Origin of the sequence: Leptotrichia massiliensis, from assembly GCF_900104625.1 — a bacterium.
Taxonomy (GTDB): Bacteria; Fusobacteriota; Fusobacteriia; order Fusobacteriales; family Leptotrichiaceae; genus Leptotrichia; species Leptotrichia massiliensis.
Genome location: NZ_FNVZ01000005.1, coordinates 370,814 through 394,979 on the forward strand (window position 1 = coordinate 370,814; position 24,166 = coordinate 394,979).

At 31.7% G+C, this 24,166-nt stretch carries 11 protein-coding genes; all 11 read left to right on the forward strand.

Annotated features, from left to right (window positions below; genetic code table 11):
* The first annotated feature begins 77 nt into the window (after nucleotides 1-77).
* The 11 genes from BQ5344_RS05745 (at nucleotide 78) to BQ5344_RS05795 (ending at nucleotide 23,835) form a co-directional block, all read left to right on the forward strand.
* Nucleotides 78-539 carry a hypothetical protein gene (locus BQ5344_RS05745; protein WP_232218392.1) on the forward strand — a complete coding sequence of 154 codons (462 nt, stop codon included), beginning with the start codon at nucleotides 78-80 and terminating at the stop codon, nucleotides 537-539.
* A gap of 61 nt (nucleotides 540-600) precedes the next feature.
* A complete protein-coding gene (locus tag BQ5344_RS05750) occupies nucleotides 601-798 on the forward strand; it encodes a hypothetical protein (RefSeq protein WP_026748477.1) in 198 nt (65 codons plus the stop codon).
* On the forward strand, nucleotides 771-1,295 hold the full coding sequence (locus BQ5344_RS05755; protein WP_071124525.1) for an OmpA family protein: 525 nt from the start codon (nucleotides 771-773) through the stop codon (nucleotides 1,293-1,295). The genes BQ5344_RS05750 and BQ5344_RS05755 overlap by 28 nt, the downstream gene beginning before the upstream one ends.
* A 295-nt stretch (nucleotides 1,296-1,590) precedes the next feature.
* Entirely contained in the window at nucleotides 1,591-4,287 is a 2,697-nt protein-coding gene (locus tag BQ5344_RS05760) for a cation-translocating P-type ATPase (RefSeq protein ID WP_071124526.1), read from the forward strand.
* A 104-nt stretch (nucleotides 4,288-4,391) separates the two neighbouring features.
* Nucleotides 4,392-4,673, forward strand: coding sequence for an HU family DNA-binding protein (locus BQ5344_RS05765; protein ID WP_021768153.1), 282 nt, complete (start codon nucleotides 4,392-4,394; stop codon nucleotides 4,671-4,673).
* A gap of 612 nt (nucleotides 4,674-5,285) precedes the next feature.
* Nucleotides 5,286-6,254 (forward strand): ABC transporter substrate-binding protein, encoded by a 969-nt coding sequence (locus tag BQ5344_RS05770; RefSeq protein ID WP_071124527.1) that lies wholly within the window; start codon nucleotides 5,286-5,288, stop codon nucleotides 6,252-6,254.
* 45 nt (nucleotides 6,255-6,299) lie between these two features.
* A complete protein-coding gene (locus tag BQ5344_RS05775) occupies nucleotides 6,300-7,277 on the forward strand; it encodes an ABC transporter substrate-binding protein (protein ID WP_071124528.1) in 978 nt (325 codons plus the stop codon).
* A 50-nt stretch (nucleotides 7,278-7,327) separates the two neighbouring features.
* The gene (locus tag BQ5344_RS05780) at nucleotides 7,328-8,473 is read left to right on the forward strand and encodes an ABC transporter permease (RefSeq protein ID WP_071124529.1); all 1,146 of its coding nucleotides are present in this window, start codon (nucleotides 7,328-7,330) and stop codon (nucleotides 8,471-8,473) included.
* Complete coding sequence (locus BQ5344_RS05785; RefSeq protein ID WP_006803559.1) at nucleotides 8,473-9,258, forward strand: ABC transporter ATP-binding protein; 786 nt, start codon at nucleotides 8,473-8,475, stop codon at nucleotides 9,256-9,258. The genes BQ5344_RS05780 and BQ5344_RS05785 overlap by 1 nt, the downstream gene beginning before the upstream one ends.
* 610 nt (nucleotides 9,259-9,868) lie before the next feature.
* Nucleotides 9,869-16,570, forward strand: a complete 6,702-nt coding sequence (locus BQ5344_RS05790; protein WP_071124530.1) for an autotransporter-associated N-terminal domain-containing protein — start codon at nucleotides 9,869-9,871, stop codon at nucleotides 16,568-16,570.
* 968 nt (nucleotides 16,571-17,538) lie between these two features.
* Nucleotides 17,539-23,835, forward strand: a complete 6,297-nt coding sequence (locus BQ5344_RS05795; RefSeq protein WP_071124531.1) for an autotransporter-associated N-terminal domain-containing protein — start codon at nucleotides 17,539-17,541, stop codon at nucleotides 23,833-23,835.
* The last annotated feature ends 331 nt before the right edge of the window (nucleotides 23,836-24,166 follow it).

Here is a 24,166-nt window from a genome sequence, read left to right on the forward strand (position 1 = left end):
AAAGACAATATTTTTAATATAAAATATTATTCAGGAAAGGAAAATCGATGAAAAAAATATTAGGATTAGTAGCTGTAATGGTGTTAGCGATGAGTCAATTATCATTTTCAGCTCCAACAAATACTGATGCCGCTGTGCAAAGATTAGTTAAAGTAGCTAAACAAAGACAAGCACAACAAGCTAAACAAGCAGCAAAAGGTGTTGTGGAAGAAGAAGTTGTTGTTGTTCCAGTTGAAGAAGTAGTTGAAACAACTTCAGGTGTTAGCCAAGATGCACGTCAAAAAGCAGAAGCAGCAAGAGCACAAGCTGAAGCAAGAGCAGCAAAAGCTAAAGAAGCAGCTCAAAGAAGAGCAGAAACAAGAAACTTAAGAGCTCAAAGAAAAAATATGTCTGAAAGTAAAATGATGGATGTAGAAATTCAGAGAATTAGAAAAAGAGTAGATCAAATCAACAGTAATATTGAAAAATTTCATAAAACAAACGAAATGTTAGATCAAATGGAACAAAGATTAGATACTATTCAAAATAGAATGAACTAAGAGTTAAAACAAAGAGAGAAAATAAAAAATAAATTAGATGTTTAGAAAGGAAATGAAAAATATGAAAAAGTTAGCATTATTATTCGTAGGATTAGGAGCTTTGTCTTGTACAAACGCAAAATTAGTAGATTACAACACAACTAGATTGAATCATATTGAAGATTATTTAAAAGAAAACAAACCAAATCCAGGTAGCCAAAAATATAGATCATTAGAAAGAGAGGCTGAAACATGGTTAGACGAACAACAACAACAATAATTGCATTAGGGTTGTTAGTTGCTTCACCATTGATGGCAAGAAGGCTGACAACTACTCAAATGAGAGAAAATACAATTAGAATTAATGCTCTTGAGTTAGAAGAGCCAGCTCCAGAACCAATCCCAGAACCAGTACCAGAACCACCAAAAGAAGAAACATTTGTATTTGATTCTGGAAGATTGAACTTTGACTTCGATAAATCAGTAGTAAAACCACAATACTTTGAATTATTGAGAAACGTTAAAGACTATGCTGAACAAAATGACTTAAGATTAACAATTATAGGACATACAGATTCTAAAGGTACTGATGCTTATAATATGGCTTTAGGTATGAGAAGGGCAGTAGCAGTTAGAGATAAATTGATAGAATTTGGATTAGATCCTGCAAGAGTCTTAAGCGTAGAATCAAGAGGAGAATCTGAACCAATCGCTCCAAATGATACTGAACAAGGAAGATTTGAAAACAGAAGAATTGAGTTCAAAGCTACAAAATAGTAAATATTAAATGGGAAGTATTTTATAAATTGTCTAGTTATTTCTTTATTGAAACAATTAGACAATTTTTTTGTAAAAAATTTTAGAATTATAGTGAAATAAAATTTATTTTAGTGTATAATATACCAAAATACTTTTAAAATTGAACTAATAATACTAAGCTCTATTTAAAAATAAAAATAATATTTTATTTATTTTGTGACAAGGAGTATTGGCACTTGCGTAGTAGAAATGATAGTAAATATATTATTTTAATTGGGAATAGTATAAAATTAGAGAAAGAGGTGTAAAAATTATGTGGTTTACAAAATCACAAAATGATGTGTTAAAGGAGCTGAATGTTGATCCTAAAGTTGGTTTGACAACTGATGAGGTTAATGCTAGGCTTCAAAAATATGGACAAAATAAATTGAAAGGAAAACCTAAAAAGACATTATTACAGCTATTTATTGCACAGCTTCAGGATATGTTAATTTATGTATTAATTGCTGCGGCTGTAATAAACTTGATTGTGGATATTAAACATGGCTGGACGGATGCTTTGATTATAATGGCAGTAGTACTTATAAATGCGGTAGTTGGAGTGGTTCAGGAATCTAAGGCTGAAAAGGCGCTTGAGGCACTACAGCAAATGACAACTCCTAAGAGCCTAGTTCGTAGGAATGGAGAAGTTATAGAGGTTAATTCGGAAGATTTAGTTCCAGGAGATATTTTGGTAATTGATGCAGGTAGATTTATTCCAGCTGATGTAAGACTTATAGAAAGTGCTAATTTACAAATTGAAGAGTCGGCACTTACGGGAGAATCGGTACCAAGTGAGAAAAATGCTGATTTTATTACCAAAGATGAGAAAATTCCTGTTGGAGATAAGGAAAATATGGCATTTATGTCAACTATGGCTACTTATGGACGTGGTGAAGGTGTCGTAGTTGGAACTGGAATGGAAACTGAAATTGGTAAAATTGCTAAAATACTTGATGAAGATGAAAGTACATTGACTCCGCTTCAAATAAAGCTGGATGAACTTGGAAAAATACTTGGTTATATTGCAATGGGAATCTGTGCTGTGATATTTGTTGTTGGAATTATTCAGAAACGACCTATTTTAGGAATGTTTATGACTTCAATAAGTCTGGCAGTTGCTGCGATTCCTGAAGGACTTGTTGCAATTGTTGCAATTGTGCTTGCAATGGGTGTAAATAAAATGTCAAAGAAAAATGCGATTGTAAGAAAATTGCCTGCAGTTGAAACATTGGGAGCAGTAAATATAATCTGTTCTGATAAAACAGGGACACTGACGCAAAATAAAATGACAGTTGTAAAAACTTATACACTTGATAATTTGAGAGATATACCGTCAGAAGGCAGAGATTTTGTGGCAAATAAGGATGAAACTGAGTTAATCCGTTCGTTTGTTCTTTGTTCAGACGCTTCAATTGACAGCGGACAGGATATCGGAGATCCGACAGAAGTGGCACTGGTTGTACTGGGAGACAGGTTTAATCTTGAAAAAAATACTTTGAATGCAGAGTATAAAAGAGTTAGTGAAAATCCATTTGATTCAGACAGAAAATTAATGTCAACATTAAATGAAGAAGGAAGTGGAAAGTATAGAGTTCATACAAAAGGTGCTATTGACAATATTCTAGTAAGAGCAGATAAAATTTTAGTAGATGGAAAAATTGTTGCATTGACTGAGGAAATGAAAGAAAAAATATTAAAAGTTGCAACAGAAATGTCTGATGATGCACTTCGTGTGCTTGGAGTAGCTTTTAAAGATGTAGATGATGTAATTGCTCCTGAAGAAATGGAAAAAGAACTGGTTGTAGTTGGAATTGTTGGAATGATTGATCCGCCAAGAACAGAAGTTAAAGATTCAATAATGGAAGCAAAAAGTGCTGGAATTACTCCAATTATGATTACAGGAGATCACAAGAATACGGCAGTTGCTATTGCAAAAGAATTAGGAATTGCAACAGATATAAGCCAAAGTTTGACTGGTGCTGAGATTGATGAAATTTCAGATAAGGAATTTTCTAAAAATATTGGTAAATATAAAGTTTTTGCAAGAGTTTCCCCTGAACATAAGGTAAAAATTGTAAGAGCATTTAAGGAAAAAGGTAATATCGTTTCAATGACAGGAGATGGAGTAAATGATGCACCGTCGCTTAAATTTGCCGATATTGGTGTTGCTATGGGAATTACAGGAACTGATGTTTCCAAAGGTGCAAGTGATATGATTTTAACAGATGATAATTTTACTACAATTGTTCATGCAATTGAAGAAGGAAGAAACATTTATAACAATATCAAAAAAACGATAATTTTCTTGCTTTCATGTAATTTGGGAGAAATAATCTGTATTTTTCTTTCAACATTGCTAAATTGGGATTTGCCACTTGTTGCAACACAATTATTATGGGTAAACTTAGTTACTGATACTTTACCAGCGTTAGCACTTGGAATTGATCCAGGGGATAAGGATGTAATGAAACGTCAGCCAAGAAATCCTAAGGAAAGTTTCTTTTCTGAAGGTGCAGGAATGCGAGCAGTAATTGGTGGGACATTAATTGGTCTATTGACATTAATTGCATTTTATATCGGAATTAACGAAACTGGAATGATTGGGAACTTAGGGCAGTTGGAAGCAATGGCAAAAGCTGGAGATGCAGCTGCAAAACATGCCTTGACACAAGGTAGAACAATGGCATTTATCGTGCTTACGGTATCACAATTATTCTATTCGTTGACAATGAGAAACAGCCAAAAAACAATATTTGAAATTGGAATTTTCAAAAATAAATATTTAATTTATTCGATTATAATCGGAATTGCATTGCAAATAGGATTAACTTCATTTGCACCAATTGCAAAAATATTTAAAGTAACAAACATTTCATTTGGAAATTGGGATGTAGTGCTAATATTTGCATTAATACCGTTTGCTGTAAATGAAATTATAAAATTAATTTCAAGAAAAAAAGCCAATTAAAAATCCATATAAACTTAACTTTTAATTTTTATAAAGTCTTGACAAATACTGAAAATGTGGTAACATATAGTAAATGATGTAATAAAAAGTTTGGAGGAGATATAATGTCAAAAAAAGAATTTGTAGATGCTTATGCAAAAGCAACTGGAGAAACTAAGAAAAGAGCTGAAGAGTTAGTAAATGCTTTTTTAGGAACAGCAGAAGAATTCTTAGTAAAAGGTGAAAGTATCCAATTTGTAGGTTGGGGAACTTTTGAAGTAAAAGAAAGAGCTGCTAGAGAAGGAAGAAATCCATCAACTGGAAAACCAATCAAAATAAAAGCTAAAAAAGTTGTAAAATTCAAAGTTGGGAAAAAATTAGCTGATAAAGTTGCTGACGCTAAATAATAAAATATTCTATTTTTAATAAATTAAAGCTATCTTGAAGATTGTTTATTTTTTCAAGATAGTTTTTTTTGTTTTATTTTTAATTATTTAGATAAACATTTATTGTAATTTTAAGTTTTAATGATAAAAAAATGTTTTTCATAATTTTTTAGTTTTTCTTTGTTTTAAAGCAAAGGGGAACAGTCGCCATCCCCTTTGCAATCCCGGCTTGTCTAAGAATTTTTTGAAAATAAAAATTAAACTCGCTTTGCTCAAACAGAAATTTTTATTTCCAAAAAATCATGACATTTTTAGTTTAATTAAAACAATTGATTTAACTAAAACAAAAAATAAAATCAAGAAAAAATATTTATTAATCAAATAAAATAAAAATTAAAGAAGATTTTATTTAATTTAAAAATGAAAAAATAAATCAAAAAAGTTATTAAAAGGAAATAATAATATTGCTTTAAAGAGAAAAAAATGTTATTATTTTATAGTAGGAAAAAATATTATCTAATTTTGCTGAAAGGATAATATTTTATTAACTCAAAACTTTAAAATAGATTTAAAAAAATTATTTTGAATGTTTTGAGAAAATTTGTAGGATAGTAGGAAAGAGAGGAAAAATTGATGAGAAAATTATTGATTTTAATTAGTGCGTTGACACTTATGGTTTTAAGCTGTGGAAATTCAGGTAGTGAGAATAAAGGTAGCAGTGGAGCTGGGACAAGCTCTAAGAAGTATAGAATTGGAATTACACAGATTGCATCACATCCAGCACTTGACAGTGCAAGGGAAGGATTTAAGGCTGCTTTTAAGGAAGCAGGAATTGAAGCTGATTTTGATGAGAAAAATGCAAATGGAGAAACAGCTAATGCAAATTTGATTGCTAATAACTTTGTTAGTTCAAAAGAAGATTTAATATTTGCAATTGCGACAAATGCAGCTCAGCCGGCAGCACAGGCTACAAATGATATACCTGTTGTATTTGCAGCAATTACAGATCCGCAATCAGCTGGAATTTTGAAAGATAATGTAACGGGTGTAAGTGACAGAATGGATGTAAAACAGCAATTGGGATTACTGTTAAAATTAGATTCAAAAATAAAGACAGTTGGAGTACTTTACAATTCTTCGGAACAAAATTCAAAGGTTCAAGTGGAAGATTTGAAAAATGCGGCAAAGGAACTAGGAATAAATATTGTTGAAAAAAGTATTGTTCAAGCAAATGAAATACCTCAGGCGGTAGATAATCTAGTTAGGGAAACAGATGCAATTTATTTGCCAACAGATAATCTTGTGGCATCTGTTGTAAGCTTGATTACAGATAAAGCAACCGCAGCTAAAAAAATAGTATTTGGTGGGGAAGCGGCTCATGTAAAAGGCGGAGCTTTGATTACACAAGGTGTAAGTTATTATGAAATAGGAAAAGAAGCTGGTAAAATGGCAATTGAAATTTTGAAAAATGGTAAAAAACCAGCTGAAATACAGTTTAAGACAATGCCTTTAAATGAAATTGTGGTAAATGGAAATACTCTTAAGACGCTTGGAATTTCGTTGCCTGAAGATGTAAAAGCCAAAGCACAGATTGTTCAATAAAATTTTGATAAAAAGATTTAGCGAGATAATAGGAAAGGAAGAGAAATGAAAAAAATATTATTAGTAGTTATAAGTTTATTAATGGTATTGGCATGTGGAAACAACGAAAGCAATACTGTCAGCGGAAATAAAGGTTCACAGTCAGCTGATAATAAACAAGTTTATAAAATTGGTGTAACACAGTTCATGGAACATCCATCACTTAATTTGGCAAAAAAAGGATTTGAGGATGCATTCAAGGAAGCTGGTATAAATGCAGATTTTGATGAAAAAAATGCAAATGGGGAAGTAACAAATGCAAATTTGATAGCTTCAAATTACAAGGCAGATAAAAAAGATCTGGTATTTGGGATTGCAACACCATCTGCACAGGCATTGGTAAATAATATTTCAGATACTCCAGTGCTATTTTCAGCTGTTACAGATCCAGCAAGTGCAAAACTTTTGAATCCAAATGTAACAGGAACAAGTGATAAAGTAGAAAATATTGCAGTACAATTGGATTTACTTTTGAAAATAAAGCCTGATGTAAAAAAAGTTGGAGTTCTCTATAATCCATCAGAACAAAATTCGGCCGTTCAAGTTCAGGAAATTCAAAAAATTGCCAAGGAAAAAAATATAGAAGTTGTGTTGCAGGGAATAAGCAATTTTGGTGAACTGGCACAGGCTACTAAAAATTTATTGGGAGTAACAGATGCATTGTATTTGCCAACAGATAATCTTGTTGTATCAGGGGCAAACTTTGTCGCTTCCGAAGCGATTGCAGCTAAAAAACCTGTAATTGCAAGTGAAAACTCTTCTGTGGAACTGGGAGCATTGTTTACAATGGGACTGGACTATTATGTATTAGGAAAACGTACTGGAGAAATGGCAATCGAAATTCTTAAAGGGAAACCTGTTTCTCAAATTCCTTTTGAAACTTCAAAACAAATGAAACTGTACGTAAACCAGAAGACAGCACAGGCATTAGGACTGGATATAAAAAATCCTATGTTTAATGGAGCTGAATTTGTAGGGAAATAAATAACAAATCAGAGAAAACAGAACAGAAAAGAAAGAGAGAAAAAAGTTAAATGAATGAATTATTAGTATTTTTACAAAGTCTTCCAGAGGCTTTTAAAACAGGGTTTATATATTCGATAATGGTTATGGGAGTGTATTTGACTTATAAGATACTGGATTTTCCTGATATGTCAGTAGATGGAACTTTTCCATTAGGAGGATTTGTATTTGCGGCATTTGCACTTTCTAAAAATGGTTTTTTTGGAATAACAAGTCCGATTATGGGTCTTATTTTGGCAGTAGTGTGCGGAATGATTGCAGGATATATTACAGGAGCATTGCATGTTTATTTAAAAATTAATGGATTGCTTTCAGGAATTTTGGTAATGACGGGACTTTACAGTATAAATTCCAGAATTGTTGGAATGCCTAATGTGTTTATCTCACCAGAAAGAAGTATTTATGAAATAATTTCTTATGAAAAGAATTTTATACCTTTTATAATTATGTTTGTTATTTTACTTATTTTAAAAGGTCTTTACGATTATAAAATAAAAGAAAATAAATATATGATCAGAAGTCTTATTGTTTATATAGCTTTTGTAATTGGATTGATAATTTACGTTGCGAATACAAAAGATGTAAAACTTATGCTTACAATACTTATTGCATTTGTTATAAAAATGATTGTTGATTATATCTTGACATCAAAATTTGGATTTGCATTGAGAGCATTGGGAAATAATGAACAGCTTGTAGTAAGTCTTGGAGTAAATGAAAAGAGATTGAAAATATTTGGGTTAATGCTGGCAAATGGAGTTGTGGCATTAGCAGGTGCATTATTTGCACAAAATATTAAAGTTGCGGATTTGCAGTCTGGAGTGGGAACAATTGTTATTGGGCTTGCGGCAATTATTCTAGGACTTGGGGTATTGAAAAAATCACAAGTAATAAATGAAATTTCCATTGTTACAATCGGATCTTTAATGTATTATTTCATAATAAATCTAGCATTGATGTCAAATAGCTGGACAAGAAATATGTACGAAGGGCTTCATTTCAGTGATAATGTTATAAAGATACTGGAAGTCAAGCCAACAGATGTAAAAGTTATAACAGCGATAATTCTTGCAGTAATCTTATGGAATGAATTAATTCAGAAAACTAAAAAAGGTAAGAAAAAAGTAAAATTGATTGAGAAGGGAGAGGCAAATTAATGATAGAGTTAAAAAATTTACATAAAACTTTCTTCTCTGAACTGGGAACAGAAAAACAAGTATTTAAAGGATTGAATTTTACAATAAATGATGGAGATTTTATAACAATTATTGGAAGTAATGGTGCTGGAAAGTCTACACTTTTGAATGTATTAAATGGGCAAATTATTCCAGATGGAGGGAATGTTGTTTTAAACGGAAATGATATAACAAATGTAGAACAGCATAAAAGAGCAAAATGGATTTCGCAAGTTTATCAAAACCCAACAATGGGAACAGCTCCATCAATGACAGTGCTAGAAAATTTGTCAATGGCTAAAAATAAAGGAAAGCGTTTTAACTTTACCTTTGGATTAGATGTAAAAAATATTGAATTTTATAAAAAGCAATTGGCAAGTCTAGGACTTGGACTGGAAAATCAATTGTTTACACAGGTAGGACTGCTATCTGGTGGACAAAGACAATGTTTATCATTAATAATGGCAACTTTGAACCGTCCAGACATTTTATTATTAGATGAACATACAGCAGCGCTTGATCCTCAAACTTCAGAAATAATTTTGGAAAAAACAAAGGAAATTATTGAAAAAAATAATATAACAAGTCTTATGATAACACATAATATGCAAGATGCCATAACTTATGGAAATAGGCTTATTATGCTTCATGCAGGAGAAGTAATTTTTGACATAAAAGGTGAAGAAAAGAAAAAACTGACGGTGGAAAAACTGCTTGAAATGTTTAAAACAAAAGATGCAAAGTTATCTGATAAAGATATATTTTAAACATAGAATAGCATTAAAACATAATCTAAGGAAATAGATGATAAAATCAAAAGTTTTTGGATTATGTTTTTTTTATTATTTATAATTGTTTTGTATAAAAAACATTATTTATACTAAATCTCATAGGTTATTGCATAGCAATCTTGCCAAATATTTTGATTATCAGGATAAACCTTTACTGCAAGATAAGGTTTTGCGACAATGAGTAATCCTACGAAAATAAAAAGAAAAAAACATAATAATACAAAAAATAAAAAAATTCGAAAAAATTAAAAATAATTAATAAAAAAAGTATTGACAATTTTTGAAAATCTGTTAAAATATTACAATAAATTATTTTTTTGAAATAATATATTTCAAATTTTTGTATTGAAAACTTAAAATATAGTATTTAAGTAAAATGGAAAATTGTAATAAAGTATATTTTAAAAGCTGAAATTCACTTAAAATCACTAAAATCACACTTTTTTTAAATTTTTTTCAATATATATGCTTAAATATTATAAATATCAAAACTTTTCATGATTTCTTATGAATAGTAATTTTGAATATGTTTTTACAATACAAATTATAAAATATTTTTTAATAAAGAAAAGGAGAAAAAGAGTTAATGAAAAATAATCTTAGAAAAATTTCACAAGAACTACGTGCATTTGCAAAAAGAACAAAAGATTTTAAATATACAAACTCTGCATTAATTACATTTTTAATGACAGGGATGCTTTTTGCATCAAATAATATATTTGCAGAAAATGAGAATACAGACATTAAAAATCAAGTTAATCAAATAAACACGTCTATAAATCAAATACGAACTGATTTTAAAAGAGCAAGAAAAGAAAATAACAAATTAATCAAAGATACAACATTGGAATTGACTCAGTTAATGGAACAAGGAGATCATGTAACAAAATCACCTTGGAGCAGCTGGCAATATGGTATGAATTATTTTTATAATGACTGGCATGGAAGTTTTAAAGGAAAAGGAAATAAAGTTGGTAATGTCATTTATAAAAGAGATCAAACTTTAAATAGATATATCGCAAAACCAATAAGTGAAGGAAGTGCAAACAACACAACAACATTAGGATTTGCCTACGAGCCAAATGCAGCAATTCCTATAAGTGCTTCAATCACACCAAAATCAATAACAAAAACTAATCCAAATATCCAAAAGAATGTGGCGATTGCAAGTTTACCGTCGTTTGAGCCAAGAGTTGTAGAAGCACCAACAGCACCAACAGTACTACCGCCAGATCCAAGTATTACTATAAATTTAGTGCTTAATGCTGAATCAAAGGGAAGTGGAGCACAAACATTAGCTGTAAACAATGGAAGTGGTGGGAATAATAATGGTGTCTTTGAAGGTGTGACAGTTTTAGATGGGACAATTAGAGCAGTTAGAACTCAAACTAATTATTCAACTTGGAGTTATACAATAGATGGTCTTAAAGTAGTGAATACCTCTGCTATGAATATTGCTTCTTCAGTACCAGAGTTAAGTGGTAAAGGTCCAGGAACAACTACAACAGTAACAAATCAAATTACTGGTTCTGAAACTAGCAAAAATGGTTTTTTTCAAACATCTGGAAATGGAAATGCTCCTAGCTCATTTATACTAAATAATGCAACTGTTAATTATATTAGTCAAACTCCGTCAACTCAAACGGAAGAATTAGTTCATCAGGATGTGCATCATGGAATAAATGCTGCTGCTGTTAGAACAGCAATAACAACTTCTACATTGACAGACTTTACTGCAGATTTTAATGATATTGTTGCTACAAACATTTTTGATAGTAAGGGAACTACACTAGATGAATATAATGTGTTTGGTAATAGTGGTACAGTTACTATGACAGGTCCGTCTGCTTCTTTTTCTAATAGTTATATTCATGAAGACAATAGTAACGGAGTAATTATTAATAGAGGTAAAATAGAATTAAATTCTACTGATGCTGATGGTCATGGAATTTTTGTAGTATCACCCCATGTTTATTCAACGAAAGGACATCAGTATTATTATAACGGGAGCACTGGGAATATAACTTCAAATACTGAAAAAACAGCAATTTTATTTATAAATAATAGTATGGCAAAAAGATACATAGGTTTTACAAATAAAGGAACAATAAAAATAACTAAACCTGAATCAGTAGGAATATATTTAAAAGTTGATAACGGAACGGCAGTTCATTTGAATTTCTCTGATGATACTTCAGATGGAAAACAAGAAACAGTAGGTGCTGCTCTTCCAGGAACTGCGACACGTACGATGACTTATGTAACAGGGAATACTGGAAAAACTTACAATAAATTAACTGGTGTAATTACAGATGGAGCAACTGCGGAATCTCATGCAAAACCAATAGAAATTAGTGGAGATAAAAGTGCGGGATTATATGTTCCAGTAACAAACAGTTTCTTTAATGGTGTTTTTGCGGCAAAATTAACTAATACAGGAAATGAAGGAGAAGATCCGACTACAAAGAAATTAATAAAATCTGGATCAGCAGGTATATATACAGCTTCATCTATGGATTTGCAAGGGCATTATATATTCTTAGAAAATGGTTCAAATAATGTTGGAGTTTATCCGACTAATAGTAATGCGATAGTAAATTTAGGACTTGGTAGAGTTCGAATGGATGAAGGTATCAGAAATACTGGTATAGCTGTTAAGGGTAATGGTAGTGTGTATTCTGAAAGTGAAATGCTTTTAAATGGAGGGGTAGGAAATACTGCTATATTCGCACAAGGGACATCATCAAATGTTGTGTCAGCAAAAAGTATAGAAACTGGAAGTACTCCAACAACAGATGCAATATATATTTATGCTGATGGAACTAAAGTAAAAACTCATGAAGATAAAGGTGGATTGAAAGTAAAAAGTCAAATTAGTACTATAAATCCAATTGTAGCATACGATGCTTCAAATCCAGAAAAAACTGGACAAACAACAGGAGCTGTTTATGCTGTAAATGGGGCAGAAGTTGATATTAGTCGTAGTTCAGCAAATACTTTTGGAAGTGGAGCTAATGTAGATATAACTGGAGCAAATGTAACTGAATATGATTCAGCAACTGCTACATACAAACCAACAAAAAATTATACTGGATTTGGTTTATTTGCATCAGATGCAAATACTAAAATAAAAGCGAAAAATAACACTATTAAAGTTACAAATGGATCTACAGCAGTAGCTTCAATAAAAGGAGCTGATGTAAATTTAGAAGACGGTAAAGTATCTTATACTGGAGAAGGTTATGCTCTTTATACAGGAAATCCAGATATATCAGGAAATACAGGAACAATTGATTTAACAAATGGAACTTTAGAATTAGGTGGAAAATCTATTGGTTTTGTAAAAGATGTTTCAGGGCTTAATAATTGGGTAACTTTAACAAATGCAACAGTAAATGTATTATCAGATGATGTTATAATAGCTGATTTGAAAGATACTTCAGGTTCTGGAATGGTATTAAATGCGACTAATAGTACGCCAAGTTTGAAAGATCAAGTTCTTGGTTCAGGTGTAACTGTAACTGCTGCAAGTGGTATTACAAAATATAAATATGCTTTAGTTGATGGAGCTACTATAAATATTAAAGGAGATATTGATAAAGCTGATACAACAACAGGTTCAGATAGTGAAGTATTTACAAGAAGATTGCAAGTACAAAACTCTATAATTAATGTGGATTCTGGACATCAATTAAAGGCTCACCTTGACACTACAGAATTATCTTCAATTAATACAAGTTTAACAGTACCTGTAGGATTTGATGTAAGTGCCAGCGGAAACTCTACAAGTAGAGCTACAACTGGAGTAAATGTTGCAAATGGTGCTACAATTACTGTAGACAGAACAGATAGTGGAAATGGTGGAGTAGGTGCGTATGTAAACTACGGAACTATCTCTAATGACGGAAAAATTGAAGTTGAAAAGACAACACCAAATGATTTTGCAGTAGGACTTTATGCTACAAATGGAACACAAGTGGATAATAAAACTAACGGAACTATTGAAGTTGGTGGTAAAGATAGTATTGGTATTCTTGGACTTTCGTATAGAATAGACAGTAAAGGTAATGTTGTGTATGAAAAATTCGGAACGACTGGTCCATCTTCACCTGTAAATAAATTAGGAACTGTAGATATTACAAGTAGTGGTAAAATTACTCTTGATGGAGATAATTCTTTAGGAATTTATGCTAAGAATAATAGCTTAAATGCTACTGGAACGAATATGGATTACGCTAAAATAGGAAATGCTTATACTCAAGCTACTAATAAAGGCGAAATTACAATGTCAGGTAAGAATGCTATTGGTATGATTACTGAAGGTGGAGTACTTACAAATGATACAGCAGGTAAGATTACAATAAGTGGACAAGAGGGAGTTGCAATGTATGGAACTTATGGTTCAATTGATCCTGCTATTGTGGCAGCACAAGGATTAACAACTGATAGATTAAGTGCAGCTCTTGTAAATAAAGGAACACTAGAACTTGCTGATACAACAGGAGCTACACCAATAATAGGTATGTTTACAAATGATGCTGATACAGAAATAGAAACTTCAGGAACATTAAATATTGGTAAGAAATCTTACGGTATTTATGGAGTTTCAAATAGTGTAACTATGTCAGGCGGAACAATCAATGTTGGAGAAGACGGAGTAGGTATCTTTGCAACAGGTTCATCTGATAAAAAATTAACATCAAGTTCAGACGTAGTATTACAAGGTGGAACAATTAATGTAGGAGATAATCAAGCAGTAGGAGTATTTATTGCAGATGATGCTACAAATCCTTTGAAAACAACAGTTACAAATACAGGAACTAATATGACTGTTGGAACAAATGCATTTGGTTATGTTGTAGATTCTACAACAGGAACTGATTTATTGCTTGGTACAGCAACAAATAAATTAACAGCTTCACTTGGACCAGATTCAGTTTATGCTTATTCAAATGATAAAAACGGATATGTTTACAGTAATACTGATATTACAACTACTGGTGGAAAATCATATGGATTGTATACTGCTGGAAGAACTGAAAATTATGGAAATATTGATTTAACTGGTGGAAATGGAAATGTTGGTATTTATTCAACAGGAAGAAGTTCGGCTGGATTAGGTGCAATTAACTACGGAACAATAACAGTTGGTGGAACTGACTTAGTTGCTAAAGAATACGGTATTGGTATGGCAACAGGATACTACAATGAAACAACTGGAGCGATTTCAAATGAAGGGCTTATTGAAAATAGAGGAACAATTAATGTAGGTAAAGATAATTCAATAGGTATGTACGCTGTAGGAGCAGGTTCAAAAGCTATCAATCATGGTACAATTGATATTTCTGGTAAAAATGCAACTGGTATGTATATTGACCAAGGAGCAGAAGGGGTAAACTATGGAACTATTAAATCTACTGGAACAGCTTCTGGAATTAAAGGAGTTGCAACAGTAAACGGTGGATATATTAAGAACTATGGAACTATTTCAATTACTTCACCAGGAGGAATAGGAATATATCAAGATGCAATGTCAGCAATAGCTAATAAAAATGAGCCAACAGCTTCAGGAGTTAACCCATTGACATTAGCTAATCAAACAGGAACAGTAAATGGAACAAAAGCGGCTGTATATTCTGCAACTTCAACTGATCAGAAATATATAGTAACGCCAAAAGGAAGTTTACTTATCCAAAATCCTCCAAAAGCACCAAGATTGACAATTAATGGAAAAGAAGTATCACTTACAGGAGTGGATACAAATATAGCAAACCCAACGCCTGCATATGTAACAGCAGGTTCAACAACACTTGATTTATCACTGCCATTGTATGCAAATACAACTTCAAATGCACAAGTAACCGAAATTGGAATGTATGTTGATACTTCAGGAGTAAACTATACAAATCCTATTCAAGGATTAAATAACTTAATTGGACTTGAAAATATTAATCTTATTATTGGTACAGAAGCGGCTAAATATACTAATGCAAAAGCAATTGAAATTGGTCAAAATATCTTGAGTCCATATAATGATGCTATATCTTCATTGACTACAACAGGAACAACATTGAATATTAATTCAGCAGGATTAACTTGGCTTGCACAACCTGTACAAGGTGCAACAAAACCTATTGAAACATTGTATATGGTAAAAATACCTTATACATTCTTCACAAGTGCAAAAGATGAAAATTCATATAATTTCCTTGATGGATTGGAACAAAGATACGGTGTTGAACCACTAGGATCAAGAGAAAGATTAATCTTTGATAAACTTAATGGAATTGGTAAAGGTGAAACTCATATCTTTACACAAGCTGTGGATGAAATGAAAGGGCATCAATATGCAAATCTTCAACAAAGAATTAATGCAACTGGAAATACTTTGGATAAAGAATTTAAATATTTGAGAGATGAGTGGAGAAACCCATCTAAACAAAATAATAAAATTAAAGTATTTGGTGCAAGAGATGAATATAGTACTGACACAGCAGGAATTATTAATTATAAAAGTAACGCTTATGGTGTAGCTTATGTTCATGAAGATGAAAAAATACGAATGGGTAACTCAAGTGGATGGTATGCTGGAGCTGTAACAAATAGATTTAGATTTAAAGATATTGGACATTCAAGAGAAGATCAAACAATGCTTAAACTTGGAGTATTCAAGACAATGTCACCAAAAGGAGATCATAATGGTGCATTGCAATGGACAGTTTCAGGAGATGTGTTTGCAGGAGTTAATAATATGAAACGTAGATTTTGGGTAGTTGACGATACTTTTGAGGCTAAATCAACTTACCATTCTTATGGAGCAGCTATTAAAAATGAGCTAGGTTATGATATAAGAATGAGTGAAAAAACACATTTACGTCCATATGGAGCATTAAAAATGGAATATGGTAAATTTAATGACATAAAAGAAAAAACAGGACAAATGAGATTGCAAGTTAAAGGAAATGACTATTTCTCAGTAAAACCTGAAGTTGGAATGGAATTTAAATTTGTTCAACCATTAGCAGTAAAAACTAATTTATCAGTAGGATTGACAGCAGCTTACGAAAACGAAATCGGAAAACTTCAAGAAAGAAATCAAGCAAGAGTAGGATATACAACAGCTGGATGGTATAACTTAGAGAAAGAAAAAGAAGATAGACGTGGAAATGGTAAGTTTGACTTAAATATCGGAGTGGATAACACAAGATTTGGAGTTACTGTAAATGCTGGATATGATACTAAAGGAAATAATGTAAGGGCAGGAATAGGATTCAGAGCTATTTACTAATTTTAATTGTTAATAAAAGTTATTGTAAGTCAATGATTTTATTTAAAAATCTATAGAAATGAAAATTAGTAGGACAATATTCCTTGTAAAAATATAAAAAATAAAGAGCAGTGAGATTTTAAGTTTCACTGTTCTTTTTTGTAAAAAATTTTATTTGTAATAGAAGTTCTTTTATTATAGTATTAAAACTTAAATCTTTTTTAGTTTAGAGTAGTTATAATTTAAGTATTGATACAAATAAAAAAAACATAAATTTTTGAAAAATTTAATATAAGAAAATTATTATGAAATACACAAAAATATAGATTTTAATATAAAAAAATTTAATAAAATACTTAGTAATAAAAAAGTTTAAATTTTTAAAAGGATATTTTTCGTTTTTTATTAAATCAAATTTTAACTATATAATAAAAAGCAATAAAATTAAAAAATAAAAACAGGTTAAGCTAGAGAAAAAGTAATTGACTTTTTTGATTTCTATGGTAAAATGGGAGTGTGATAAATTTATTTTGAAAATTTTTATTTCATTATTTATAAAATCATATTTTTAAAGTTCAATTTTACTTAAAAATATTAATAATAAATAATATGTTATTTATTAAATAAAAAGTATACAAAATATTTTATATTAGATTCTAAATTAGTTTGATTGTCCAGTATATTTTTTAAAAGTTCAATTTAGGTAATTTTAAAAATATAAATTTAATAATAGAATGTCTAAATCAAAATAAAATATTTTAAGAGAGAAATCACTTATAATCACTAAAAAATCACTTATATCAAAAATTGTTTTACAAAGTTATAAATATTTTTTGAATATATCTTAAAATCATTATAGCTTAAAACAATTTTATTCATTTTTAAAATATTTTTTTGTTTTATACCATTTCATATAATAATAGATTTTATAATTTGTGAGTAAAAATTTAATTATCACAAAAAATTTTCTTACAAGGAGATGTGTTAAAATGACAAATAACATCAGAAAAATAAAGCAGGATTTACGTTCCTATGCAAAAAGATGTAAGGATGTACATTATACTGAAAGTTTATTAATAACATTCCTAATAACAGGAATGCTTTTCGCAACAAATAATCTATTCTCAGCTCCAAAAGACGCAAATATTGAGAATCAAAGACAAACAATTTCTACGTCAATAAAAAATTTATATCAGCAAGTTAAAGCGACACGAAAAGAAAATGACAAATTATTAAAAAATACAAATCTTGAACTGATTCAATTAATGGAACAAGGAGATCACGTAGTCAAAGCACCTTGGAGTAGCTGGCAGTATGGAATAAACTATTTTAATAATAATTGGAATGGAACATATAAAGGACGTGGAGATAAGAAACTAAAATATCCATATGAAGGAGTATTTGAAAGAAGTTCAAATATTTATGAAAGAACAATCTCACCAGATAGTGAAAATTATGGATTGTTAAGTAGAAATAGAAGACCAAACTTTGCTTCAGGTTCAGCTGATGGATACGGTATAGCAAGTTTCAAACCAGTAAGAGAGCCAATTATACCATTTGAAGTAAATGCTGGGATACGTCCAAGAAGTATAAATAAATCAGCAATTACAATAGCTGATAAAACAGCTGTTATTCCTACTTTGCCAGAGGCAATTAGCTTTACACCGCCTACACCTGTGATAAGTGTGCCAACATTACCAGAATTACCGCCACCACCAACTTTTAATATACAGTTAGGGGCTTATTGTAATAATATGGTAGGTTGCGGTAGTATAGGTACAAATGGAGGACCATACAATGCCACATATCAAGGTTATGCTAGATCAGTAAGTGGTGGAACTATATCAAGTGCACTTGTTGATGGACAACCTTCACTAAGATATTCTTGGAGTGATTCACGTAGAGGAACTATGAATCCATCTATTTTATTAAAATCATATTTTGATAGTGATAGTAGTTATACATTAAATACTAATTTAACTATGTCTTCTATAAATCCGGTAACAAGTGATACTTCATTATCTAGTGATAACAGGCAAATTTTCTTAGTAGGAGGTTCAAGAATAGCAACATTGGATAACGCATCAGCAGGCTCAACTCTTACAAATGCTGCAACAATAAATCTGGAAGGTCCGTTAACAGTAGGATTTGAAGCACAGACAGATAATCTTGGAAGTGGTAATAACAATACTGCTGATAATAGAGGATTAACAAATGCAGGAACTATAACAGATGCAGGCGAAACAACTTCAACAGCTTTAAATGGTGTTCTTGCAATAAATAAGAGTGAGACTCTTACAGGAAATAATGGAATAACAGTAACAAGAGATTCTAATGGTTATACTGGATATAAAATAGGGTTAATATTAACTCGTGAAGATGAACAACAATATGATATTTATAATTTAATCAATTCTGGTACTGGAACAATAAACTTTCAAGGTGAAAATTCAATAGGAATTCAGATATTTGCTCCTTACGATAATGGTACTACTTATTCTCCTAATGTTGTGGTTCTTAATGATACAGGTGGAACTATAACTATGGGTGGAAAAGAAAGTTACGGTATGAAATGGTCTACTCGTGTATCAAATAGCAGTACAATGGAAAATAAAGGGACAATCAATGTAAGTGGAAATGTAGTAGATTCTAAAAATCAACCAGTAAACTCGTTATCATCAGGAATTGCAGTTATAGAAAATCGAAATTTTACTGCTGGAAGATCGATAAGAGCATATACAGGAAAAGTTAAGAATAATGGAGCAATAAATGTATCTGGTGGTAAAGGTAACACAGGTATGGTTTTAATTGTAAGTGCTGCTGATGATATAACAAATGATGCAAATGGAACGATTACAGTTAGCAGTGCAAAAAATACACAAAATATTGCAATGAGAGTGGACAAAGGTTCGTTTGCAACAGATTCGCCTGGTACACCTGAAGCAATAAATAATGGAACAATTAATTTAGACGGTGATTCATCAATAGGGATGATTGGAACAGATGCGAATGTTGTAAATAATGCTAGTAAAACAATTGGAACTACTGCGAGCAAGACAATTATTAACGGTATTGGGATAGCAACTAGTGGTGGAAACCTTGACAATAAAGGAACAGTTAGCTTGAAAGGTACTACTACAGATGCTTCAAATAATGTTGGAATTTATCTTGAAAAAAATACAAATAGCGGAAATAATCCATCAGGAACACTTGCTTCAACAAGTAATGTTACTGCAACAGGAAACAAATCAACAGGTGTATTGGTTAAAGATGGAACTTTGAACTATGGTGGTGCTACAACTGTTCAAGGTGACGGAGTTTCAGGATTAGTTATAGGGAACAATACAACTACACATACTGCTGTTGTAACAGCTACATCGACTGGAACTATAACAGTGAATAATGGAAGTTCAGCTGCTGCTGGAGTTTATGAATACTTAGATGGTACAGATAAGAAAAAACAAGGTTCATACGGTATTGTTGTAGGTAAGAATTCAAAACTTGTAAGTAGCGGAAGCAACAATGTAAATGTAGTTGCTGATGTAAAAGGTGCAGAATCAATAGGGCTGTACTCTGGAGAAGGAGCTGAACTTGAAGTTGGAGATCATAATGTAAAAGCATCTGAAGGTGCAGTAAACTATGATGCTGACAAAGGTAAAATTACTTTAAAAGGTACAGGAACTGCAACTACAGGACAGAAATCATTGCTGTTCTATCTAGGGCAAGATGGGTCTGGAAAGGTTTCTATAGATGGAACTATGACAGCAACTATTGAAGGTGGGACAACTCCTAATGAAAGAGGTAATGCCTTCTTCTATGTAGGAAATGGTGGAGACTTTGGAAAATCTCAAATTCAAGGATGGGCAAAGAATAACTTTGGAGATGGGACAAAGACAACTTTAGGAAATTTAACATTGAATATGAATAAAGGTTCAAGACTATTTATTGCTCAAAATGTTGGAATGGATTTATCTGATACAACAGGAGATGCTGTTTCAAAGGCTACAGGAGCAAATATAAATGGAACTGACTATAAGACATTTATGCTATATTTGAGTAAATTGACAATTAATCAGGATGTAAACCTAGATAATGCTAACGATGCATACAATCAGCTTGAAATTTCAAATTCATCAATAACAAATGCGAATACTAAGACTATCACAGGAACAAAAGCTGATCAGGTTGCAATGGCTCAAGAAAATGATAGTACACTGTATGCGAGAAACAAAGTTACATTGTCAAATGAAGGAACAATTAACTTAAGTGGTACAGGATCTACAGGAATTTACGCTAAATACGGAGAATTGTATAACAAAGCAACAGGTGTTATGACAATGGGTGACAAATCAACTGCCATTTATGGAATTCAAGACTCACTAATTGAAAATGCAGGTAAAATTACGATAGGTTCAAATTCAACTGGACTGTACTCTGAAGGATCTAATACGCAAACAATAAAAAATACAGGAGAGATAGAATCAGCAGGAAATGATTCGGTTGCAATATCTTACAAACCAGATGCAGCACTTACTCCAGGAACAGTTCTTGAAAATACAGGTAAAATCACAATGACAGGTGACAGAAATACAGCAATGTATGCAACAGGTACGCCTGGATACACGGCTAAGAACAGTGGAACAATTACATTGGGAGATTCAGCATCAATTACGAGTCCTAACGTTGGACTTTATACGGATCATAACACTGTAATATTACAAAATACAGGTAAAATAGAGTCTGGAAACAACACAATTGGAATATATGGACATGCTGTAGAAAATTCAGGTGACTTGAAGATAGGAAATGCAGCAATTGGAATTTATTCTCAAAGTGGAAATGTTAATCTGACAGGAGGAACAATTACAACTGGAACTGATGAGGCAGTTGGAGTTTATACAGTAGGAAGTGGACAAACAGTTACAAATAGTGGTACATCATTTAACATTGGAAATAATTCATTTGGATTTGTAAACGTTGGAACTGGAAATACAATAACTTCAAGTATTTCAAATGTAGGACTTGGAGACAATAATGTGTACATGTATTCAAATGATAAAGCAGGTACAGTAACAAACTTTACAAACATAACTTCTACTGGAGAACAGAACTATGGAATCTATTCAGCAGGTACAGTAACAAATAATGGAAATATTGACTTGTCGAGTGGAAAAGGAAGTGTGGCAATTTACAGTATTAAAGGAGGAACTGCAACAAATAATGCAACAATCACTGTAGGACCATCTGATGTTACAAGCAGCCTTTACTCAATAGGTATGGGAGCAGGATATGATACGATTGATACAGGAAACATTGTGAACAAGGGAACAATTAATGTAAATGGTAAATACAGTATAGGAATGTATGCAAGTGGAGCAGGAAGTACTGCGACAAATAATGGGGATATTTTCTTGAACGAAAGTAACACAACAGGTATTTATGCTGACAATGGAGCGACAGCAATAAATAACAAAAATATTACAACAGGTTCAGGAACTTATACGAATACGGTTGGAGTATATCTAGGAAAAGATTCTAAACTGATAAATAATCCTGGAGCATCAATTAATATAAATGCCAAGAACGGTGTAGGAGTCTACTTAAAAGGAGGAATAGTAGAAAACTACGGAACTATAACAGTAAATGGTGTTTCTAAAACAAATAACAGTGAGATAGATGGTAAACTGATATATGAATTTACAGTTCCTGACACAGGAAAAGGAATAGGAGGAGTAGCAATTGATGCACCTGCAGGAGCACCTACTGCGACAATTACTGTAAATGGAGTACCACAAATACCGACAGTTGTAAATACGACAGGAAGAAATCCAATATCAGTATCAGCTTCAAGTATTGGTCTATATGTAAATACATCAGGAGTTAACTACACAAGATCAATAGATGGACTGCAAAACTTGACAAGTGAAGCAGATTTAATCATTGGTAATGAGGCAGCTGAATCAACAAACAGTAAATATATATTAGTAAATGACCCTAATATAATAAATCCGTATAAAACAGCAATGCTAAGTAATCCAAACATTAAATGGAATGTGTATTCAGGATCAATAGGATGGATTGCAACTCCAACACTGGATCCAAATGATGGTTCAATAACAAGCCTATACATGGCAAAAGTGCCGTACACAGAATGGGCTGGAAGAAAAGCAACACCAATAAACAGTTTAGACACATATAACTTTGCAGATGGATTGGAGCAAAGATATGGAGTAAAAGATTTAGGAACTAGGGAAAGATTAATATTTACAAAACTGAATGGAATTGGAAACAACGAAGAAGTATTGTTGTATCAAGCATTTGATGAAATGATGGGACATCAGTATGGAAACTTACAGCAAAGAATCAATGCTACAGGAAACTTACTTGACAAAGAGTTTAAATACTTAAAACACAACTGGAGAAATCCATCTAAACAAAACAACAAGATTAAAGTGTTTGGTATGAGAGATGAATACAACACTGATACAGCAGGAATCATCAACTATACAAGCAATGCCTATGGTGTAGCTTATGTTCATGAAGATGAAAAGATTAAGATGGGTAACTCAAGCGGATGGTATGCAGGAGCAGTAACAAATAGATTTAAGTTCAAGGATATTGGAAGCTCAAGAGAAGATCAGACAATACTTAAAGCAGGAGTATTTAAAACTATGTCACCAAAAGGAGACCATAATGGAGCATTGCAATGGACAATTGGTGGAGATGCATTTGTAGGTATTAATGCAATGAAACGTAGATACTTGGTTGTAGATGAAGTGTTCCAGGCTAAATCAGACTATCATTCTTATGGTGCAGCACTTAAAACAGATTTAGGATATGACATTAGAATGAGTGAAAGAACACATTTACGTCCATATGGAGCGTTGAAGATGGAATATGGTAAATTCAATGACATCAAAGAAGATAGAGGGGAAATGAGACTGGAAGTAAAAGGAAACGACTATTTCTCAGTTAAACCTGAAGTTGGAATGGAATTCAGATATGTACAGCCACTTGCAGTAAGAACAAACTTAACAGTAGGAGTAACAGCTGCGTATGAAAATGAGCTAGGAAAAGTTGGAGATGTGAACAATAAGGGAAGAGTAAGATATACGACAGCAGACTGGTTTGGAATCAGAGGAGAAAAAGAGGATAGACGAGGGAATGGTAAGTTTGACTTAAATATTGGAGTGGATAACACAAGATTCGGAGTTACAGTAAATGGAGGATATGACACTAAAGGAAATAACGTAAGGGCAGGAATAGGATTTAGAGCTATTTACTAGAACAAAGACAGAAGACAGAATAAAGAAAGAGAGGGCAGCGGAACTTAGGTTTTGCTGTTCTTTTTTAGAAAATAAGTATATTTTGTTTTTATGATTTTTAGAGATTTATGAATAAATTATTGAAATGATTAATAAATGTTTTTTCTTATTTTATTTATATATTTTTTTTAACGTAAGGGGATCAGACGTCATGCCCTTTTTGTATAATAATCCTTATAATTTAATATAGAATATCGTGATTTTCCTTGCTTATATAAAAAGAAAAAACATAGGATTATAAAAAATATTTATTAAACATTTGCTATCTAAATGGGGAATAGTATAAATAGAA